The 19,456-nt window shown below is 70.9% G+C and carries 16 protein-coding genes; 9 read left to right on the forward strand and 7 right to left on the reverse strand.

What is annotated here, in order from left to right; all coding sequences use genetic code 11:
• Positions 1 to 98: 98 nt before the first annotated feature.
• From MNOD_RS26030 to MNOD_RS26070, 8 genes are all read left to right on the forward strand, one after another.
• Positions 99 to 2,540, forward strand: coding sequence for a caspase family protein (locus MNOD_RS26030; RefSeq protein WP_015931952.1), 2,442 nt, complete (start codon positions 99 to 101; stop codon positions 2,538 to 2,540).
• A gap of 219 nt (positions 2,541 to 2,759) precedes the next feature.
• Positions 2,760 to 3,851 carry a recombinase RecA gene (gene recA, locus MNOD_RS26035; RefSeq protein WP_015931953.1) on the forward strand — a complete coding sequence of 364 codons (1,092 nt, stop codon included), beginning with the start codon at positions 2,760 to 2,762 and terminating at the stop codon, positions 3,849 to 3,851.
• A gap of 762 nt (positions 3,852 to 4,613) precedes the next feature.
• Positions 4,614 to 7,274: an alanine--tRNA ligase gene (alaS, locus tag MNOD_RS26045; protein ID WP_015931955.1), complete on the forward strand. Its 2,661-nt coding sequence runs from the start codon at positions 4,614 to 4,616 to the stop codon at positions 7,272 to 7,274.
• Between the two features lie 271 nt (positions 7,275 to 7,545).
• On the forward strand, positions 7,546 to 8,100 hold the full coding sequence (gene rfbC, locus MNOD_RS26050) for a dTDP-4-dehydrorhamnose 3,5-epimerase (protein ID WP_015931956.1): 555 nt from the start codon (positions 7,546 to 7,548) through the stop codon (positions 8,098 to 8,100).
• Between the two features lie 24 nt (positions 8,101 to 8,124).
• Positions 8,125 to 9,174: a dTDP-glucose 4,6-dehydratase gene (gene rfbB, locus MNOD_RS26055; RefSeq protein ID WP_015931957.1), complete on the forward strand. Its 1,050-nt coding sequence runs from the start codon at positions 8,125 to 8,127 to the stop codon at positions 9,172 to 9,174.
• A gap of 11 nt (positions 9,175 to 9,185) precedes the next feature.
• Positions 9,186 to 10,097 (forward strand): dTDP-4-dehydrorhamnose reductase, encoded by a 912-nt coding sequence (gene rfbD / locus MNOD_RS26060; RefSeq protein ID WP_015931958.1) that lies wholly within the window; start codon positions 9,186 to 9,188, stop codon positions 10,095 to 10,097.
• Positions 10,094 to 10,984, forward strand: a complete 891-nt coding sequence (rfbA, locus tag MNOD_RS26065; protein ID WP_015931959.1) for a glucose-1-phosphate thymidylyltransferase RfbA — start codon at positions 10,094 to 10,096, stop codon at positions 10,982 to 10,984. The genes rfbD and rfbA overlap by 4 nt, the downstream gene beginning before the upstream one ends.
• A 284-nt stretch (positions 10,985 to 11,268) precedes the next feature.
• Positions 11,269 to 12,801: an acyl-CoA carboxylase subunit beta gene (locus MNOD_RS26070; RefSeq protein WP_015931960.1), complete on the forward strand. Its 1,533-nt coding sequence runs from the start codon at positions 11,269 to 11,271 to the stop codon at positions 12,799 to 12,801.
• Positions 12,802 to 12,817: 16 nt separating this feature from the next.
• Here the strand turns inward: MNOD_RS26070 and MNOD_RS26075 are convergent, their stop codons facing one another.
• The 3 genes from MNOD_RS26075 to MNOD_RS26085 form a co-directional block, all read right to left on the reverse strand.
• Complete coding sequence (locus tag MNOD_RS26075) at positions 12,818 to 13,738, reverse strand: metallophosphoesterase (RefSeq protein WP_015931961.1); 921 nt, start codon at positions 13,736 to 13,738, stop codon at positions 12,818 to 12,820.
• A gap of 237 nt (positions 13,739 to 13,975) precedes the next feature.
• The gene (locus tag MNOD_RS26080) at positions 13,976 to 14,122 is read right to left on the reverse strand and encodes a hypothetical protein (RefSeq protein ID WP_244424562.1); all 147 of its coding nucleotides are present in this window, start codon (positions 14,120 to 14,122) and stop codon (positions 13,976 to 13,978) included.
• Between the two features lie 369 nt (positions 14,123 to 14,491).
• Complete coding sequence (locus tag MNOD_RS26085) at positions 14,492 to 15,874, reverse strand: aminotransferase (RefSeq protein ID WP_015931963.1); 1,383 nt, start codon at positions 15,872 to 15,874, stop codon at positions 14,492 to 14,494.
• 129 nt (positions 15,875 to 16,003) lie between these two features.
• On the opposite strand from MNOD_RS26085, the gene MNOD_RS26090 reads away from it, so the two are divergent.
• The gene (locus MNOD_RS26090; RefSeq protein WP_015931964.1) at positions 16,004 to 16,543 is read left to right on the forward strand and encodes a hypothetical protein; all 540 of its coding nucleotides are present in this window, start codon (positions 16,004 to 16,006) and stop codon (positions 16,541 to 16,543) included.
• A gap of 67 nt (positions 16,544 to 16,610) precedes the next feature.
• Here MNOD_RS26090 and MNOD_RS26095 read toward each other — a convergent pair whose 3' ends face one another.
• The 4 genes from MNOD_RS26095 to msuE are packed head-to-tail and all read right to left on the reverse strand — an operon-like array spanning position 16,611 to position 18,990.
• Positions 16,611 to 17,447, reverse strand: coding sequence for an ATP-binding cassette domain-containing protein (locus tag MNOD_RS26095; RefSeq protein WP_015931965.1), 837 nt, complete (start codon positions 17,445 to 17,447; stop codon positions 16,611 to 16,613).
• A 31-nt stretch (positions 17,448 to 17,478) separates the two neighbouring features.
• The gene (gene ssuC / locus MNOD_RS26100; RefSeq protein ID WP_015931966.1) at positions 17,479 to 18,267 is read right to left on the reverse strand and encodes an aliphatic sulfonate ABC transporter permease SsuC; all 789 of its coding nucleotides are present in this window, start codon (positions 18,265 to 18,267) and stop codon (positions 17,479 to 17,481) included.
• A 10-nt stretch (positions 18,268 to 18,277) separates the two neighbouring features.
• On the reverse strand, positions 18,278 to 18,409 hold the full coding sequence (locus MNOD_RS50080; protein WP_015931967.1) for a hypothetical protein: 132 nt from the start codon (positions 18,407 to 18,409) through the stop codon (positions 18,278 to 18,280).
• The gene (msuE, locus tag MNOD_RS26105) at positions 18,406 to 18,990 is read right to left on the reverse strand and encodes an FMN reductase (protein ID WP_015931968.1); all 585 of its coding nucleotides are present in this window, start codon (positions 18,988 to 18,990) and stop codon (positions 18,406 to 18,408) included. Before msuE ends, MNOD_RS50080 begins: the two co-directional genes overlap by 4 nt.
• Positions 18,991 to 19,456 lie beyond the last annotated feature (466 nt).

The raw sequence follows: 19,456 nt of genomic DNA on the forward strand, positions 1-19,456 counted from the left end.
CGGAGCGACATGAACCGGCCCGACCATTCAGGCGGAGTTCACGCAGGCCCGCCCGTACTGCACGGACAAGGTGCCCGCCACCGCAGGGAGGACGCGGAATGCCGCAGGCCGTACGGATCGTCTTGCTGATGCTGGCCGCAGCCGTGGTGCTGCCGCTCGCCGCCCCCCTTGCGGCGCCGGCCGAGACGCGGATTGCCCTGGTGATCGGCAACGGCGCCTACGCGGCAGGCGCGCTGCCCACGGCGGCCAACGATGCCGGCCTCGTCGCGCAGACGCTGCAGGCGGCAGGCTTCGATGTGGTCGGGGCCCGCGATCTCGACGAGGACGGCCTGCGCCGGGCCCTGCGGGACTTCACCGACAAGGCCGCCGCGGCCGGGCCCGAGGCCGTCGCCTTCGTCTATCTCTCGGGCTATGGCCTCCAGCTCGAAGGCGAGAACTATTTCGCGCCTGTGGATGCGCGCATCGCCACGGCCTCCGACGTACCGCTGCGGACCCTGCGGGTCTCGGATTATGCCAGGCGCCTCGCGGCGCTGCCGCTCCGGGCGCGGTTCCTGGTGCTCGATGCCGCCCGCAAGGCGCCCTTCCGGATCGAGGGCGATCCGCTCGCGGGCGGCCTCGCCCTCAGCGAGGCGGAGCCGGGATCGCTCGTCGCCTTCAACGCCGCGCCCGGCACCGTCGGCCCGGACGAGACGGGCCCTTACGGCGCCTATGCGCGCGCGCTCGTCGAGATGATGCGCGAGGGCGGCCTGAATCCGGGCGACCTCTTCGAGCGGGTCCGGCTGCGGGTGAGTGAGACCACGGGTGGGGCCGAGCTGCCCTGGCACAGCGCCCGCATCGAGGCGCCGTTCGTGTTCTTCGAGCGGGCGCCGGACGCGCCTCCCCTCGCCCGGCAGGCCGGCCCGGCCGCGGACCGGCGGCCGCTCGCCGAGATCGGGCCGCAGGAGGCCTTCGCGCGCTGCATCGCGCGCGACACGCTCGCTGGCTACGAGGAGTTCCTCGGCGCCTACCCGCAGGACCCGCTCGCCAACCGCGTGCGGGCGATCGTCGCGGCGCGGCGCGAGGCGGTGACTTGGCGCCGCTCGCGGCTCGCCGACACGCCGGACGCCTATTGGTCCTATCTCGGCCGTTATCCGCGGGGTCCGCACGCCTGGGATGCGCGCCGGCGCCTGCGGCAGCTCGCCGCCGCGGCCGAACCGCCGCCGCATTTCGCCGCCCTCGCCTACGACGTGCCGCCGCCCCCGCCCGAGGAGGTGGTCTATCTGGAGCGGCCCGCCCTCGTCCTCGACGATCCGGCCTACGACCTGCCGCCGCCCCCGGTCTACCTCCCGCCGCGGCCCGCCTTCATCGCGGATCTGCCGCCGCCTCCGCCCGTGGTGGAGGAATACGTCCTGCCGGTGCCCGCCTTCGTGCCGGTCCCGGCCTATATCCGCCCGCCGCAGGTCGTCGCCGCGCCGCCCGGCAATGTAATCTACGAGCATCTCCATGACGCCGCCGCGATCGAGCGGATCAACGCCGCCAATGCCGCGCCGGCCCGTGCGGGCCTCTCCGGCAGCACGATCGCGGCGGGCGTCGCCGGAGCGGCGATCGGCGCGGCGGTGGCCCGGGTGGCGCTGCCGCCCTCTGTGTCCCAGAAGGCTGCCCTTCGCCCGAGCCTGCCCGCCGGCCCGGCGTCCCCGGCGACGGGCCAGAGAGTGCCGGGTCCGGCTCCCGGCGCGCAGCCGGGCCGATTCGGACCTCAAGGCCAACCGGTGCCCCAGCAGGCCGGACGACCGAACGGCCCGGCTGCGCCGGGACAGGCTCTGCCCGTCCCCGGCGCGATCCCGCCAGGCCAGCAAGCCGGCCGTCCGGCTCCCGCCGCTCCCCAGCCGGCCCTGCGGCCGCAGGGTCCCGCGGCCGCGTCGACGGCAGCGCCCGGCCCGGCAGCGGGCCAGCCCCTCCCCTCACCCGCCCGGCAGGCCATCCGGCCGGTCCCCGGCCCGGGCGAGGCGGCGCCGGGCGCTCCCCCGGCCCAGCCTCGACCGGCTCAGACCGCCCCGCGGCAGGGTGCGCAGCCGCATGGTCCGGGCCGGCCCATCCCGGCCGCACCGCCCCCGAATCCGCCCGGACCAGCCCTCGCCCGGCCCCCGGCCGCACCCGCCGCGCATCCGCAGGCGGAGATCGCCCGCCGCCAGCAGCTCCAGCAGGAGCAGGCCGCCCAGGCACAGCGCGCCGCGGCCCAGCGCCAGCAGCAGATGATGATGCAGCAGCGCCAGCAGCAGGCCGTGCAGGCGGCGGCCCGGCAACAGCAGCTGGCCGCCCAAGCCGCCGCGCACCGGCAGCAGATGATGCAGCAGCAGGCGGCCCAGGCCGCCGCGCGTCAGCAGCAGATGATGCAGCAACAGGCCGCGGCCCGGCAGCAGCAACAGCTGGCGGCCCAGCGCCAGCAGATGATGCAGCAGCGCCAGCAGCCGGTGGCGCCACGGCCGGCGCCGGGGCCGCATCCGGCGCCCGGGGGCGGAGGACGGCCCTGCGGTCATCCGGGCCAGCCGCCCTGTCGCTGACCGAGACACCGGCCGGATCGCGCGCGATCCGGCCCCGCCGGGCCCCGTCACGCCCTCGTCCGGGACCCGGTTCCGAACCTTACGCGGCGCGCCCGCCACACCGTCCCTCATCCCGCACTTCTCCCCAGGCGCTCTTGCAGGACGAGAACAAAACAAGTACATACGGAGGGCCGCGCGCATTGAGAATCCCGCCTCCCCCGTGCCATAAGGACCGTTCAGATGGCTCAGTCCTCGCTGCGACTGGTGGAAAACCCGACCATGGACAAAGACAAGTCGAAGGCGATCGATGCCGCGCTCGCCCAGATCGAGCGCGCCTTCGGCAAGGGCTCGATCATGCGCCTGGGCAAAGGCGACAAGGTGCAGGAGGTCGAGACCATCTCCACCGGGTCGCTCGGGCTCGACATCGCGCTCGGCGTCGGCGGCCTGCCGCGCGGGCGGGTGATCGAGATCTACGGCCCGGAATCCTCGGGCAAGACGACGCTGGCGCTCCACACGATAGCGGAGGCGCAGAAGAAGGGCGGCGTCTGCGCCTTCGTGGATGCCGAGCATGCGCTCGATCCGGTCTATGCCCGCAAGCTCGGGGTGAACCTCGACGATCTCCTGATCTCGCAGCCCGACACGGGCGAGCAGGCGCTGGAAATCACCGACACGCTGGTGCGCTCGGGCGCGATCGACGTGCTCGTGGTCGATTCGGTCGCAGCCCTCACGCCGCGCGCCGAGATCGAGGGCGAGATGGGCGACCAGCAGCCCGGCCTTCAGGCTCGCCTGATGAGCCAAGCCCTGCGCAAGCTCACCGGCTCGATCTCGCGCTCGAACTGCATGGTGATCTTCATCAACCAGATCCGGATGAAGATCGGCGTGATGTACGGCAGCCCCGAGACCACCACGGGCGGCAACGCGCTCAAGTTCTACGCCTCGGTGCGCCTCGACATCCGCCGCGTCTCGACCCTGAAGGACCGCGACGAGCCGATCGGCAACAGCGTGCGGGTCAAGGTGGTCAAGAACAAGGTGGCGCCGCCGTTCAAGCAGGTCGAGTTCGACATCATGTTCGGCGAGGGCGTGTCGAAGGTCGGCGAGCTCATCGATCTCGGCGTCAAGGCCGGCATCGTCGAGAAGTCGGGCGCGTGGTTCTCCTATGACAGCCAGCGCCTGGGTCAGGGCCGCGAGAACGCGAAGGGCTTCCTGCGCGACAACCCCGACATCGCCGGCCGCATCGAGGCGGCGATCCGCCAGAACATGGGCCTCGTCGCCGACAAGATCCTGGAGAACGCGGTTCCGACCGCGGAGGATTACGACGAGGGCGCGGCCTGACACCGCGCATCCCACCGGAGCGTGATCACGGCCGCCGCGGTCTCCCGCGGCGGCCGTTGCCGTTCGGCCTGACGCCCCATCGGCTTCGAGGCCCGTTCCAGCCGGCCCCGGGCCGGGGTTTGCGTTTCCCGGTTGCCGGCGGCCCAGGCCAATCTGCCCCGCTGGGTCAGCCCGGCGAGCAACGCCGAATGGGCGAGGAACCGGACGTCGATCGGCCTCAATCGAAGCTGACATGCGTGGAAGCCGGCCCCGCTCCTCATGCTGAGGTGGCAGCGATCGAAGATCGCACCGGCAGCCGGCCCTCTGGCCGGCATCAGCCGGCACGCACCCCGGACCGCTGGTCCAAGGCTCTGGTGGATGGGATCACCGGTCAGGCGTACTTCGAGGCAGCCTGTGCGATCTTCGATCGCCAGTGCGATCTGCGATCGCCAGCACCTCAGCACGAGGATCAGGGTTCGCTGCCCCGGGAGGGAGCGCTCAGCCCACCGGTTTCATCCCTCGGGGTCCGCCCGGCCGGTCGGCCTCGTGGGCAAATCCCCAGCAGGACCGGCAACTTGGCCGCACCGGCGGACATCGGGGCGCCGGCCGCCTCGACACGGGGGGGCGGCGTGACTAAGACAGCGGGCGCGAGCCCTTCCGTGCTTCTCACGCAACGCCCGACGCCGAATCCGCCTCAAGGCTCGGCCGGGCGGGCGTTCCGTGAGCGGCACTCCCGGGCGGAGCCTTTCTCGCCCGTCACCTAACCGCACGAGTCTTCACCCGATGAGCGGCGTCAACGAGATCCGGTCGACCTTCCTCGACTACTTCGCCAAGCACGGCCACGAGATCGTGCCCTCCTCGCCGCTGGTGCCGCGCAACGACCCCACCCTGATGTTCACGAACGCCGGCATGGTGCAGTTCAAGAACGTCTTCACCGGCGTCGAGAAGCGGCTCTACCAGCGCGCCACCACGGCGCAGAAATGCGTCCGGGCGGGCGGCAAGCACAACGACCTCGACAATGTCGGCTACACGGCGCGCCACCACACTTTCTTCGAGATGCTCGGCAATTTCTCGTTCGGCGACTACTTCAAGCCGCTGGCGATCGAGCTTGCCTGGAACCTCGTGACGAAGGAGTTCGGGCTCGACAAGGACCGCCTGCTGGTCACGGTCTATGCGGAGGACGAGGACGCGGCCACCCTGTGGCGCAAGATCGCGGGCTTCTCGGACGACCGCATCATCCGCATCGGCACCTCCGACAATTTCTGGCAGATGGGCGATACCGGCCCCTGCGGCCCCTGCTCGGAGATCTTCATCGACCAGGGTCCGGAGCTGTGGGGCGGCCCGCCCGGCAGCCCGGACGAGGACGGCGACCGCTTCCTCGAATTCTGGAATCTCGTCTTCATGCAGTACGAGCAGATCGAGCCGGGCAACCGGGTCGACCTGCCGCGGCCCTCGATCGACACCGGCATGGGCCTGGAGCGTATCGCGGCGATTCTCCAGGGCGTGAAGAGCAACTACGACACCGACCTGTTCCGCAGCCTGATCGACGCGGTGGCTCATCAGGTCGGCCGCGCGCCCGAGGGGCCCCAGACCGCCTCCTACCGGGTCATCGCCGACCACCTGCGCGCCTCGTCCTTCCTGGTCGCCGACGGCGTGCTGCCCGGCAACGAGGGAAGGGGCTACGTGCTGCGCCGGATCATGCGGCGCGCCATGCGCCACGCCCAGCTCCTCGGAGCGCGCGACCCGATGATGTACCGCCTCGTGCCCACGCTGGTGCGCGAGATGGGCCAGGCCTATCCGGAGCTGGAGCGGGCCGAGGCGCTGATCACCGAGACCCTGCGGCTGGAGGAGACCCGCTTCCGCCGCACCCTGGAGCGCGGCCTCTCGATCCTCGACGCCGAGACCCGCGACCTCTCGGCAGGGCAGAAGCTCTCGGGCGAGACCGCCTTCACGCTCTACGACACCTACGGTTTCCCCCTCGACCTCACGCAGGACGCGCTCAAGTCCCGCGGCATCGGCGTCGACACGGAGAGCTTCAAGGCGGCCATGGAGCGCCAGCGCGCGGCCGCGCGCGCCGCCTGGGCGGGCTCCGGCGAGGCCGCGACCGAGACCCTCTGGTTCTCCTTGCGCGAGCGCGTCGGTGCCACCGAGTTCCTCGGCTACGAGGCCGAGACCGCGGAGGGTGTCGTCACGGCCCTGGTAAAGGGCGGTGCCGAGGTCGAGGCGATCGGGGCCGGCGAGGAGGGCCTCCTCGTGGTGAGCCAGACGCCGTTCTACGGCGAATCGGGCGGCCAGGTCGGCGATACCGGCACCGTCACGGCCCCGGGCCTGCGCGTGCGGGTCACCGACACCGAGAAGAAGCTCGGCGACCTCTTCGTCCATCACGTCATGGTCGAGGAGGGGCGGCTCGCGACGGGGCAAGCGATCGAGCTGCAGGTGGATCACGAGCGCCGCGCGGCGATCCGCGCCCATCACTCGGCCACGCATCTCCTGCACGAGGCCCTGCGGCAGGTCCTCGGCGACCACGTCGCCCAGAAGGGCTCGCTCGTCTCGCCGGAGCGGCTGCGCTTCGACTTCAGCCACCCGAAGCCGATGAACGACGACGAGGTCGCGGCAGTCGAGGACATGGCCAACCGCGTCCTCCTGCAGAACGGGCCCGTGGTGACGAAGCTGATGGCCGTCGACGACGCGATCGCGACCGGCGCCCGCGCCCTGTTCGGCGAGAAATACGGCGACGAGGTGCGGGTCGTGTCGATGGGCGAGGAGAGCAGCGCGGACGGACGGCCCAAGGCCTTCTCGGTGGAGCTCTGCGGCGGCACCCACGTGGCGCGCACGGGGGAGATCGGCGTCATCACGGTGGTGGGCGAGAGCGCGGTCGCCTCCGGCGTGCGCCGCATCGAGGCCATGACCGGGGATGCGGCGCGCCGCCATCTCGCCGAGGAGAGCCGCCGGCTTGCCGCCATGGCGGGCCTCCTGAAGGTTCCGCCCGCGGAGGCGCCCGAGCGCCTCGCCGCCCTGATCGAGGACCGGCGCCGCCTGGAGCGGGAGCTGGCCGAGGCCCGGCGCAAGCTCGCCATGGGCGGCGGCAGCGCCGGCGAGGATCCGGTGCGCGAGGTCGGGGGCGTCAAGCTCATGGCACGCGCCGTGCAAGGCGTGGAGATGCGCGACCTCAAGAGCCTCGCGGATGAGGGGAAGAAGCGCCTCGGCTCAGGGATCGTGGCGATCGTCGGCGTGGCGCAGGACGGCAAGGCCGGCCTCGTCGTCGGCGTGACGGACGATCTCACCGACCGTTTCGACGCGGTCGCCCTCGTGCGCGCGGGATCGGAGCGCCTCGGCGGCAAGGGCGGCGGCGGCCGGCGCGACATGGCCCAGGCGGGCGGCCCGGACGGCGCGGCGGCGCAGGCCGCGCTCGACGCGATCCAGGCGGCCCTCGCGGCCGCCTGATCGGGCCGCCGCACCCCAAGATCAGGCGGGCATCGACGATAGACTTCGAATGCCCGCCTCTATTGCTGTGGTCTCTCAGGCCACAACGGGAGCCAAATCCTCGGCCGGAGAGTCACCGGCAGCTTGTCATACCAATCCAGAGGACGTACGGGGCCGGCCGGTGCTTGAAGATCACCGCGCTCGCGGACGCGATGACGCCATGATCGTAGCCTAGCGGGGCGTCGATGTGGCGGAGTGAAGCCGGCGCCCGAGCAGAGGGAGAGTGTCGCGCATGCAGGTCGTGGATCAGGCCATCCCGGAGGTGAAGCTCGTCATCCCGAAGCGGTTCGGCGACGAGCGCGGCTGGTTCTCCGAGACCTTCCGGGCCGACATCCTGGCCCAGGCCGGCATCACCGCTCCGTTCATCCAGGACAACCAGTCCTTCTCCGCCCATCCGGGCACCGTGCGCGGCATCCACTTCCAGACCCATCCGCACGCCCAGGCCAAGCTGGTGCGCGTGCTCGCCGGCGCCATCCTCGACGTCGCCGTGGATCTCCGCCGCGCCTCCCCCAGCTATGGCCGCCACGTCGCCGTGCGCCTCGATGCCGAGGCCGGCCACCAGCTCTACATTCCCATCGGCTTCGGCCATGCCTTCTGCACGCTGGAGCCGAACACCATGGTCGCCTACAAGGTCGCCGGCGGCTATTACAACCGCGAGCATGACGGCAACCTGCTCTGGAACGATCCCGCCCTCGGCATCGACTGGCCCGTCTCCGCCGAGGCGGCGGTCCTGTCCGACAAGGACCGGGCGGCGCCGCGCCTATCCGACCTGCCGGCCCTGTTCTGACGCCTCACCGGAGATCCTCTCGTCATGCGCATCCTCGTCACGGGCGGCTGCGGCTTCATCGGCTCGGCCCTGGTCCTGCATCTGGTCCAGGAGCGCGGCCATGACGTCCTCACCCTCGACGCGCTCACCTATGCGGCCAACCCCCTCTCGCTGCAGCCGCTGCGGGATGACCCGCGCCACCGCTTCGCCGAGGCCGACATCTGCGACCCTGAGCGGGTGAATGCCCTGTTCGAGGAGTTCCAGCCGCAGGCGGTGATGCATCTGGCGGCCGAGAGCCATGTCGACCGCTCGATCACCGGGCCGGCCGCCTTCATCCGCACCAACGTGGTCGGCACCCAGGTGATGCTGGAAGCCGCCCGCGCCCACTCCACCCGCCTGTCGGACGGGGCGAAGCAGGCCTTCCGCTTCCTGCACGTCTCCACCGACGAGGTCTACGGCTCGCTGCCGCCGGGCGGCTTCTTCACCGAGGAGAGCCGCTACGATCCGCGCTCGCCCTACTCGGCCTCGAAGGCCGCCTCCGACCACCTGGCGCGGGCCTGGCACGAGACCTACGGCCTGCCGGTGCTGGTCACCAACTGCTCGAACAATTACGGGCCGCGCCACTTCCCCGAGAAGCTGATCCCGCTGATGATCCTCAACGCGCTCGAGGGCAAGCCGCTGCCGGTCTACGGCGACGGCCAGAACGAGCGCGACTGGATCCATGTGGAGGACCACGCCCGCGGCCTCGTCGCCGTGCTGGAGGGGGGCCGGATCGGCGAGACCTACCTGCTGGGCGGGCGCGCGGTGCGCAGCAACCTGGAGGTGGTGAAGACGCTGTGCGCGATCTTCGACCGGCTGCGGCCGGAGGCCGGCCCGCACGAGCGGCTGATCACCTTCGTGACCGACCGGCCGGGCCATGACCGGCGCTACGCCATTGATCCGGGCAAGGCCGAGCGCGAGCTGGGCTGGCGCCCGACGCGCAGCTTCGAGCAGGCCCTGGAGGACACGGTGCGGTGGTACCTCGACAACAAGGATTGGTGGCAGCCGATCCGGGAGGGCCGCTACACCGGCGAGCGCCTCGGGCTGACCGGCTGAGCGGGGCGCGCATGAGCCGAGCAATCCTGATTCTGGGCGGTGGCGGCCAGGTCGGCACCGAGCTGCAGCTTCACGCCTGGCCGGCGGACGTGGCGATCCACGCCCCCGCCCGCGAGGCCCTCGACATCACCGACGAGACGGCGGTTGCGGCCGCGCTTACCGAGCGCTCCTATGCGGCGGTGATCAACACCGCCGCCTACACGGCAGTGGACAAGGCCGAGAGCGAGATCGGGGCGGCGTGGCGCCTCAACGCGCTGGCCCCGGCTTATCTCGCCGCCGCCACCGCACGGGCGGGCATCCCGCTCGTGCAGGTCTCGACGGATTACGTCTTCGACGGGACCGGCGCGGGCGCCTACCTGCCCGAGGCGCCGGTGCAGCCGACCAGCGTGTACGGGGCCAGCAAGGCGGCCGGCGAGCTGGCGGTGCGCACCGGCAACCCGCGCCACGCGGTGGTGCGCACCGCCTGGGTGGTCAGCCCGCACCGGGGCAACTTCGTCAAGACGATGCTGCGGCTCGCCGGCGAGCGCGACGGCCTCAGGGTGGTGGACGACCAGCGGGGCTGCCCGACCGCCGCCGCCGATCTCGCGGCGGCGCTGGCCACGATTGCGCTGCGGCTCGCCGAGGATCCGGCGGCGCCGACCGGCACCTATCATTGCGTCAATGCGGGTGCCACTACCTGGTGCGGCTTCGCCCGGGCCATCATGGCGGGCGCGCAGGCCCGCGGCGCCCGCGCGGTGCCGGTGGAGCCGATCCCGAGTTCGGCCTTTCCGACCCCTGCCCGGCGCCCGGCCAATTCCGAGCTGTCGACCGCCTCGCTCACGCGCGACTTCGGCATCGTGCCGCGGCCCTGGCCGGCGGCGCTCGACGACATTCTCGATCGCTTGATCGGCCCGGTGACGCCGGCCTCCAGGAGACCATCATGAAAGGCATCGTGCTCGCCGGCGGATCCGGCACAAGGCTGCATCCGGCGACGCTGGCGATCAACAAGCAGCTGCTGCCAGTCTACGACAAGCCGATGATCTACTATCCGGTCTCGGTGCTGATGCTGGCCGGGATCCGCGACATCCTGATCATCTCGAGCCCCGAGCATCTCGACAATTACAAGCGGCTGTTCGGCACGGGCGAGCAGTTCGGGGTGCGCTTCTCCTACGCGCTGCAGCCCAAGCCCGAGGGCCTGGCCCAGGCCTTCCTGATCGGCCGCGAGTTCGTCGGCAGCGACGCGGTCGCGCTGATCCTGGGCGACAACCTGTTCTTCGGAGCGGGCCTGCAGGAGCTGGTGCGGCGGGCCCGCGCGCGCGAGACGGGCGCGACGGTGTTCGCCTATCATGTCGACCATCCGGAAGCCTACGGCGTGGTCAACCTGGATGCGGCGGGGCGGCCGACGAAGCTGGTCGAGAAGCCGAAGGTGCCGGAATCGACCTGGGCGGTGACGGGCCTGTACTTCTACGACAACCAGGTGCTGGACATCGCCGCGGCGGTGAAACCCTCGGCGCGCGGCGAGCTCGAGATCACGGATGTGAACCAGGCCTATCTGGAGCGCGGGCAGCTGCAGGTGGAATGCATGTCGCGCGGCTATGCGTGGCTGGACACCGGCACGCACGACAACCTTCTGGAGGCGGGCGAGTTCGTGCGGGTGATCCAGCACCGGCAGGGGATGCAGGTGGCCTGCCTGGAGGAGATCGCCTATCTGCAGGGCTTCATCTCCCGCGAGCAGGTCATGGCGCGCGGCCAGCTCTTCGCCAAGACCAGCTACGGCCAGTACCTGCTGCGCCTCGGCCGCGAGGAGCGCACGAGGCACGCATCGCTGTGATATACCAACGGTCCTTGAAAAGGACCGTTGGTTCCGTTCTCGAATTGTCGCAAGCCTCTCCACAAAGCCTTTGGCTTGGCGTCGACCATTCGAGATGGGTCAACAGCCCGATGCGTGAGCATGCGCGGTAGCATCTTGGGCCGTTGGTATACCAACGGCCCGCGGCCCCGGCTCCTCCTTCCGGCTGGTTTTGCGGTGCCGCGGCTGCGTGCTAGAGCCGCCTTTCCCGATACCGCCAAGCCTAGCAGGCTGAGGGCGCCGGACGAACACAGGCGGCAGGCACCATGAAGGACATCCTCGAACGGCTGGACCAGCGGCGCGCGCAGGCCCGGCTCGGCGGCGGCGAGAGCCGTGTGGCGGCGCAGCATAAGCGCGGCAAGCTCACGGCCCGGGAGCGCATCGAACTCCTCCTCGACACCGGCTCGTTCGAGGAGTTCGACATGTTCGTGCAGCACCGCTCGAACGATTTCGGGATGGAGAGCCAGAAGATCCCGGGCGACGGCGTCATCACGGGCTGGGGCACCATCAACGGCCGCACGGTCTTCATCTTCTCCAAGGACTTCACGGTCTTCGGCGGCTCGCTGTCCGAGACGCATGCGGCCAAGATCGTGAAGGTGCAGGACATGGCGCTGAAGATGCGGGCGCCGATCATCGGCCTGTTCGACGCCGGCGGCGCGCGCATCCAGGAGGGTGTGGCGGCGCTCGGCGGCTACGGCGAGGTGTTCAAGCGCAACGTGCTCGCCTCCGGGGTGATCCCGCAGATCTCGGTGATCATGGGGCCGTGCGCGGGCGGCGACGTCTACTCGCCGGCCATGACCGACTTCATCTTCATGGTGCGCGACACGAGCTACATGTTCGTGACCGGCCCGGACGTGGTCAAGACCGTCACCAACGAGGTGGTCACCGCCGAGGAGCTCGGCGGCGCCAAGGTCCACACCACCAAGTCCTCGATCGCGGACGGCTCCTACGAGAACGATGTCGAGGCGCTGCTGCAGATCCGGCGCCTGATGGACTTCCTGCCGGCGAACAACCTCGAAGGCGTGCCGGAGATCGAGAGCTTCGACGATCCGCTGCGCCTCGACCGCAGCCTCGACACCCTGATCCCGGACAACCCGAACAAGCCCTACGACATGGGCGAGCTGATCCGGCGGGTGGTCGACGAGGGCGACTTCTTCGAGATCCAGGCGGCCTTCGCGAAGAACATCATCACGGGCTTCGGGCGCATCGAGGGCCGCACGGTCGGCCTCGTCGCCAACCAGCCGATGGTGCTGGCGGGCGTGCTCGACTCGGATGCCTCCCGCAAGGCCGCGCGCTTCGTGCGCTTCTGCGACGCCTTCGGCATCCCGATCGTGACCTTCGTGGACGTGCCGGGCTTCCTGCCGGGCACCGCGCAGGAATATGGCGGCCTCATCAAGCACGGGGCGAAGCTGCTCTTCGCCTACAGCCAGGCGACGGTGCCGCTCGTCACGGTGATCACCCGCAAGGCGTTCGGCGGCGCCTACGATGTCATGGCCTCGAAGCATATCGGCGGCGACGTGAACTATGCCTGGCCGAGCGCGCAGATCGCCGTGATGGGCGCCAAGGGCGCGGTCGAGATCATCTTCCGCCAGGACATGGGCGATCCCGACAAGATCGCGGCCCGCACCGCCGAGTACGAGGAGCGCTTCATGTCGCCCTTCGTGGCGGCCGAGCGCGGCTACATCGACGAGGTGATCATGCCGCACTCCACCCGCCGCCGGGTGGCGCGGGCGCTCGCCATGCTGCGCACCAAGGAGAGCGAGCAGCCCTGGAAGAAGCACGACAACATCCCGCTGTGAGAGCGGGACCCGGCGTTCACGCGTGGGCGCCGGCCGGCCTGCCCCCGAGGTCGATCAGCACGATCTCGGGCGGGACGCCGAAGCGCACCGGGATCCGGCTGAGGCCGAGGCCGCCGGAGACGATGAGGTGGCGGCCGTTCTCGACCACGTGGCCATAGACGTAGCGCTGGCCGTAGCGCGAGGGCGTGACCGGCGAATAGCCGAGGATCCGCACCTGCCCGCCATGGGTGTGGCCCGCGAGCGTGAGCGCAACGCGGCCGGGAACCTTGGGGAAGATGTCGGGCTCGTGCGCCAGCAGGATCACGGGCGCGTCGTCCGTCACCCGCGCGAGGGTGGCCGGAAGATCGGCGAGGCTCCGCCGAGTGCCCTGCGGCAGGAAGGGCTCCTGGTCGGCGAGCCCGGCGAGCCAGAATGGCCGGCCATCCTGCATGAGCCGGAGGGCCGCATTCTCCAGCACCGGGATGCCCTGCGCCTCCAGGACACGCCGGGCCTCGACCGGACCGCGGCGGTTCGCCTGCGCAGCTGCATCGTCCCACCAGTCGTGATTGCCCAGAATGGCATGGACGCCGAGCGGCGCGCGCAGGGCCGCGACGCGCCGGGCGAAATCGGCCAGCGGCACCCGCCGGACGGCGACCGGCCGTGTGCCCGGATAATCGCCAAGAAGCAGGATCAGGTCGGGATCGAGGGCGTTCGTCGCCGCCACGATCTCCTCGACCCGCGCGAGCGACATCCAGGGCTCGCCGATGTGGAAATCGGCGAGCGCAGCAATCCTGAGCTTCAGGCCGTCGGGCCAGTTCGTGGGCCGCGGCGCGTAGGCGGTGACCGCGAGGCGCCATCCCGGCTCGACCGCAAAGGCGTAGGCGCCCGTGGAGCTGCCCAGGGCCGCCAGTCCCGCGGCCCCCGCCAGGACCTGGCGCCGGCTCGGCATGATCAGCATCGACGCGAATCCTCGCCGGCGGCTGGTTTCAGGTGAGCACCCGCCGAGGGCGGGTGCCGGAGAGGGGATCCGCGCAGGCGTTAAGATTCCCTCAACGCCGGACGGGCAGCACGTCAACCAACGGCCCAGATGCTGACGCATCGGGCCGCTGGGCCAGCTCGCATGGTCCATGCCAAGCCTGAGGCTCGGCAGCCATACGAGACCGCAACCGACGGGCATCGACAAAGCCCGCCGGAATCACTCGACGATGTCGTTCTCGTGCAGGATCGCCGGCCGCTTCGCCGCAGGCGTCTTGTTCGCCGCGATCGTCTCGGTCTTCTTCCTGGCGGACCGGGTCGCCGCCGCGAGGGCCGGCAGGGCCAGGGGGCGGAAACCTGCCGTCACGCCAGCCTCCGGACGACGCTGGGCTGTGGCAGTCGGGCTCTGCCCTTGGGACACCATCACGTTCGATCCTCTCGTCACCTCGGCCCTCGGGCGGCCGGTCCGCCCGATAAAGCGGCCGATCGGGACGCCGGTCGGGCGCCATTGAGGCTCGGTGGTGACAAGACGCGGGCGCGCCCTGCCCCAGAGATGGACGAGAGATGAACGCGGTCCGGCCGGGAACGATTCGGCCGGACCGCGGAATCAGCCGGCGGATGACGGTCATACGGCTTCTGATCGATCTGTTCCGAGACAAGGACGCGCGGGATCTCCTCTCCCGAGTGGGAGAGGGGTCGTGGACTCGTCTCGGAAGGAATCAACCGAAAAACCGGATCAGACGGCGGTCAGCCCCTCCTGCCGGATCCAGTCCGCGGTGCGGTCGAGGGCACGGGTCAGGCGGTCGAACAGCGCATCGATCTCGTCGGGGACGATGACGAGGGGCGGGCAGACCGCGATCCGGTCGCCCGCGAGGAAGCGCACGATCAGCCCCTCCCCCTGAGCGAAGGCGACGCAGCGGGCGGCCACGCCCGCCTTCGGGTCGTACTGGCGCTTCGTCGCCTTGTCGGCCACGATCTCCAGGCCGCCGATCAGGCCGACGCCGCGCGCCTCGCCGACGAGAGGATGCTCGGCGAGGGCTTCGAGCCGGCGCTGGAAGTGCGGCGCCTTCTCGGCCGCCGCCTCGACCAGCCGGTCGCGCCGGTAGATCTCCAGCGTCTTGATGGCGACCGCGCAGGCGACCGGGTGCCCCGAATAGGTCGTGCCATGCCCGAAGCTGCCGATCTTGCGGCTCTCCTCGAGCATCGCCTGATAGAGCGGCTCCTCCACGGTGAGGCCGCCGAGCGGCATGTAGGCGGAGGTCACGGCCTTGGCGAAGGACAGGCTCTGCGGGCGCATCGCCATGGTCTCGGCGCCGAACCACGTCCCGAGCCGCCCGAAGCCGCAGATCACCTCGTCGGCGATGAAGCGGATATCGTAAGCCGCGAGGACGGGCTCAATCGCCGCGAAATAGCCCTTCGGCGGCACGATCGCGCCGCCCGCTCCCATCACCGGCTCGGCGATGAACGCCGCCACCGTGTCCGGGTCCTCCCGCTGGATGAGGGCGTCGAGCTCGGCGGCGAGGCGGGCGGAGAACGCCTCCTCGCTCTCGCCCGGCTGCGCGTTGCGGTAGTGATGCGGGCAGGTGGCGTGCAGGAAGCCCGGCAGGGGCAGGTCCCAGTCGGCGTGGTTGGCCGTCAGGCCGGTGAGCGAGGCCGAGGCGACGGTGACGCCGTGATAGCCCTTGGTGTGCGAGATGATCTTCTTCTTGCGCGGCCGGCCGAGCGCGTTGTTGAGGTACCAGGTCAGCTTGACCTGGGTGTCGTTCGCCTCCGAGCCGGAGGAGGTGAAGAACACCTTCGAGACCGGGATCGGCGCCAGTTCCTTGAGAAGCTCGCCGAGCTCGATCGCCGGGTCGTGGCTGCGACCGGAGAAGAGATGCGAGAAGGGCAGCCGCGCCATCTGCTCGCGGGCGGCCTCGACCAGCTCCTCGTTCGAGTAGCCGAGCGCGGTGCACCACAGCCCCGCCATGCCCTCGATATAGGGGCGCCCGTCGGTGTCGTAGACCCACACGCCATGGCCGCGCTCCAGCACCAGCGGCCCCGATTCGCGGAACTGCGCGAGATTGGTGTAGGGGTGGATCAGGGTTTCGACGTCGCGGGCGGCGAGGTTCGAGAGCATCGTGTCAGCGCTTTCCTGGGAAGCCCGGCGGGCCGGGGCGGCCCGTCCTCGGAAAAACCGGCTCTTCGTCACACTAGCGGCGCCATGCCCCGGCACCAAGGCAGCTCCGCGCATACGCCCTCTTCCCGCATGATCGACCCGGCCAAGATCGTCTCCGAACCCGCCCCCGGCCGCGCCTGCGGCGCCTGCACTCTGTGCTGCAAGGTCTTCGACGTTCCGGCGGTGGAGAGCGTCGCCGGCACGTGGTGCCGCCACGCCCTGGCGGGGCGGGGCTGCGCCATCCATGCCGAGCGGCCGGACCATTGCCGGGCCTTCCATTGCCTGTGGATGACGGAAGGCTGGCTCGGGCCCGAATGGAAGCCGGACCGGGCCAAGATGGTCCTCACCCTCGATCCGGTGACCCGCTTCCTGAACGTGCAGGTCGATCCGGGCCAGGCCGGGGCGTGGCGCCGCGCCCCCTACTACGCGCAGCTCAAGCGCTGGGCGCAGGCCTCGCTGGCGCAGAAGCGGCACGTCCTGGTCTTCGTGAACAAGCACGCGACCGTGGTCCTTCCCGACCGCGACGTGCCGCTCGGGGTGTTCGAGCCCGGCGACCGCCTCGTCGCCCGCGAGCGGCTGACGCCCTCAGGGATCGTGATCGAGGTCGAGAAGGTGCGCGCCGCGGCCTGAGGCCCGGGGTCGGGACGACAGATCGCGGGCCGCCAGGATCCTTGCGGCGGGGCCCGGCAGGCGACGCTCAGGCCGGGGCGCGCTCGCCCAGCAGATGCTCGAGGATGCGGCCTTCGAGAGCGGCGAGGTCCGGGTCGCCCCGGCGGCGCGGACGGGGAACCTCGACGCGCAGGTCGAGCGCGATGCGGCCCCCCTCGACGACGAGGATGCGGTCGGCGAGCGCCACCGCCTCCGTGACGTCGTGCGTGACGAGGAGGGCCGTGAAGCCCTGCGCCCGCCAGATCCGCTCGATCAGGTCCTGCATGCCGATGCGGGTGAGCGCGTCGAGGGCGCCGAGGGGCTCGTCCAGGGCGAGCAGCCCTGGGCGGCTGACGAGGGCGCGGGCGAGCGCCACGCGCTGGCGCTGGCCCCCCGAGAGGGTGGCGGGCCATTGCCCCGCCTTCTCGGACAGGCCCACCTCGGCGAGCGCGGCCTTGGCCCGCTCGCGCCGCTCGGGCCGCGTGCCCTCCTCGCCGAGCCCGACCGCGACGTTGTCGATCACCCGCGCCCAGGGCAGGAGGCGCGGCTCCTGGAACATGATCCGCTTGAGGCGGCGGGGATCCCGCGTCTCGCGGCCTGCCGCCTCGAGGGCGATGCGCCCCTCGCTCGGCGCGTCGAGGCCGAGCACCAGGCGCAGCAGCGTGCTCTTGCCGCAGCCCGAGCGGCCGACGACGGCCACGAACTGGCCGGCCGGGATGTGCAGGTCGAGGCCGCGGATGACCTGATGGCCGTCGAAGGCTTTCGACAGGCCGCGCAGGGTCACGGCGATGCCGGTTGCGGAGGCCCGGTCCGGCTCGGCGGCCCGGCGGGGGCTCGCCGGGGACAGGGCCGCCTCGTCATAGCGGCGCAGGGCGGTGGCGGTCATGATCGCTCGTCGCTTGAGGGATGAGGGGGGATCACGCGGCCCGGTAGGCCGGGTTCCAGGCCAGGCAGACGTGTTCGAGCTGGCGCGTCAGCGCATCCGCGACCTTGCCCAGCACGGCGTAAATCAGGATGGCCAGGACGACGACGTCGACCAGCATGAACTCGCGCGCCTGCATCGCCATGTAGCCGAGGCCCGAGGAGGCCGAGATCGTCTCGGCGACGATCAGGGTCAGCCACATGATGCCGAGCGCGTAGCGCAGGCCCACGAAGATCGAGGGCAGCGCCCCCGGCAGCACCACGCGCCAGAACAGGCTCGCCCGCGACAGCCCATAGACCCGGCCCATCTCGATGAGCTGCGGATCGACCGAGCGGATGCCGTGCAGCGTGTTGGCGTAGATCGGGAAGAACACGCCGAGCGCCACCAGGAACAGCTTCGCCTCCTCGCCGATGCCGAACCACAGGATGACGAGGGGGATCAGCGACAGGTGCGGCACGTTGCGGATCATCTGCACCGTCGTGTCGGTGAGCCGGTCGGCAACGCGCGACAGGCCGTTGGCGAGGCCGAGCACGAAGCCGATGCCGCCGCCGATCAGGAAGCCGGTGGCGGCACGCAGGAAGCTGACCCAGAGATTCGTCCAGAGCTCGCCCGTGCGGCCGAGCCGCCAGCCCGCCGCGACCACGTCGAGGGGCGCGGGCATGAACCGGGTCGAGACGAGGCCGAGGGAGCTCGCCGCCTGCCAGCCGACGAGGACCACGGCGGGAAGGAGCCAGGGCGCGAGGCGGGCGGACGCCGTGTCGAGGATGGTGGGGGAACGCGACATGGAGAGGGTCTCAGCCGTACTGGACGGGACGGGTCCGGACCGCATCCGCGCTGCGGATCGGTCGGGGGATCGGCCCGAGGGTCGCGGCACCGGGGTCGCGCGCCTCCCGGACGGTCGCCGACAGGTCGTGGCGGTCGCTCATCGGCCGGCTCCGGCCGCGCGCTGCGCCGGCGGCAGGGCAGCCGCGGCGGCGTGCCCGAGCAGACCCGCGAGCTGGCTCGCCGCCTCGCCCACCCGGGCCCGGACTGCCGCATCGACGAGCACGCCGTCGCGGAAATCGGGGTCGGAGGCGTAGACCGCGGTCGGCACGGCGAGCGCCGAGAAGAAGCCGAAGAGCGGCCGGAAGGCATGCTCGACCACGAGCGCGTGGCGGGCGCCTCCGCCGGTCGCCGCGATGGCGACGGGCTTGTTCACGAGGGCGGCCGGATCGATGAAGTCGAAGACGTGCTTGAACAGCCCCGTATAGGCCCCCTTGTAGACCGGCGAGCCGACGATCAGCCCGTCCGCCTCCTCGATCGCCTCGACGATCCGGCGTGCCGGCAGCGGGAGTTCGCCGCGCGACCAGGCCGAGCCGAGCCCCGGCCCTGCATCGACCACGTCGTATAGGCGGATCTCGACGGGAAGCCGGGCGGCCGTCTCCTCGGCGATCGCCTCGACGAGGGCACGGGTCTTCGAGGGGCGCTGGAGATTCGCGCTGAAGCCGACGAGTTTCGGACGCGTCATGGAGCAGTTCCGCTGTGTAAGGGGCGCGGCCTCGCCGCCGGGCCGCCCACCCGGTGAGGAAGCCATCGAACGAGGCGGAATGCTCGGCCAGAACCCGCTCCCGGTCAATGAAATGTTCCTTTGAAAGAACGCAACCGGAGAGATGAATCCGCCTATTGGCGATCCACATCAGAGAATTCTATCCCCATCCGATCCATGATGCGTCGATGACGGACGAACTGTGTATCGATCGACGCCAGGATGTGCTGTTACGCAGCCTCCGGTCGGGCCGAATATCCGGTTTAACGAACGCCGTGCGGGTCTCGCCAGCCTGTTTCGACTATCCGGCGAGCACTCCGCCAGCGCAGACGGTCTTCTCCGGAGGGGGCGTCGGTGCAGGAGGCTCTTTCCCGAAACGGCCGGAAACAGCACGACGATTCCTTCGACGGCGGGCGGGTGACCCAAGGACGCTTCCATCCCTGCACGG

The sequence above is a fragment of the Methylobacterium nodulans ORS 2060 genome (assembly GCF_000022085.1).
In the GTDB taxonomy this organism is placed as follows: domain Bacteria; phylum Pseudomonadota; class Alphaproteobacteria; order Rhizobiales; family Beijerinckiaceae; genus Methylobacterium; species Methylobacterium nodulans.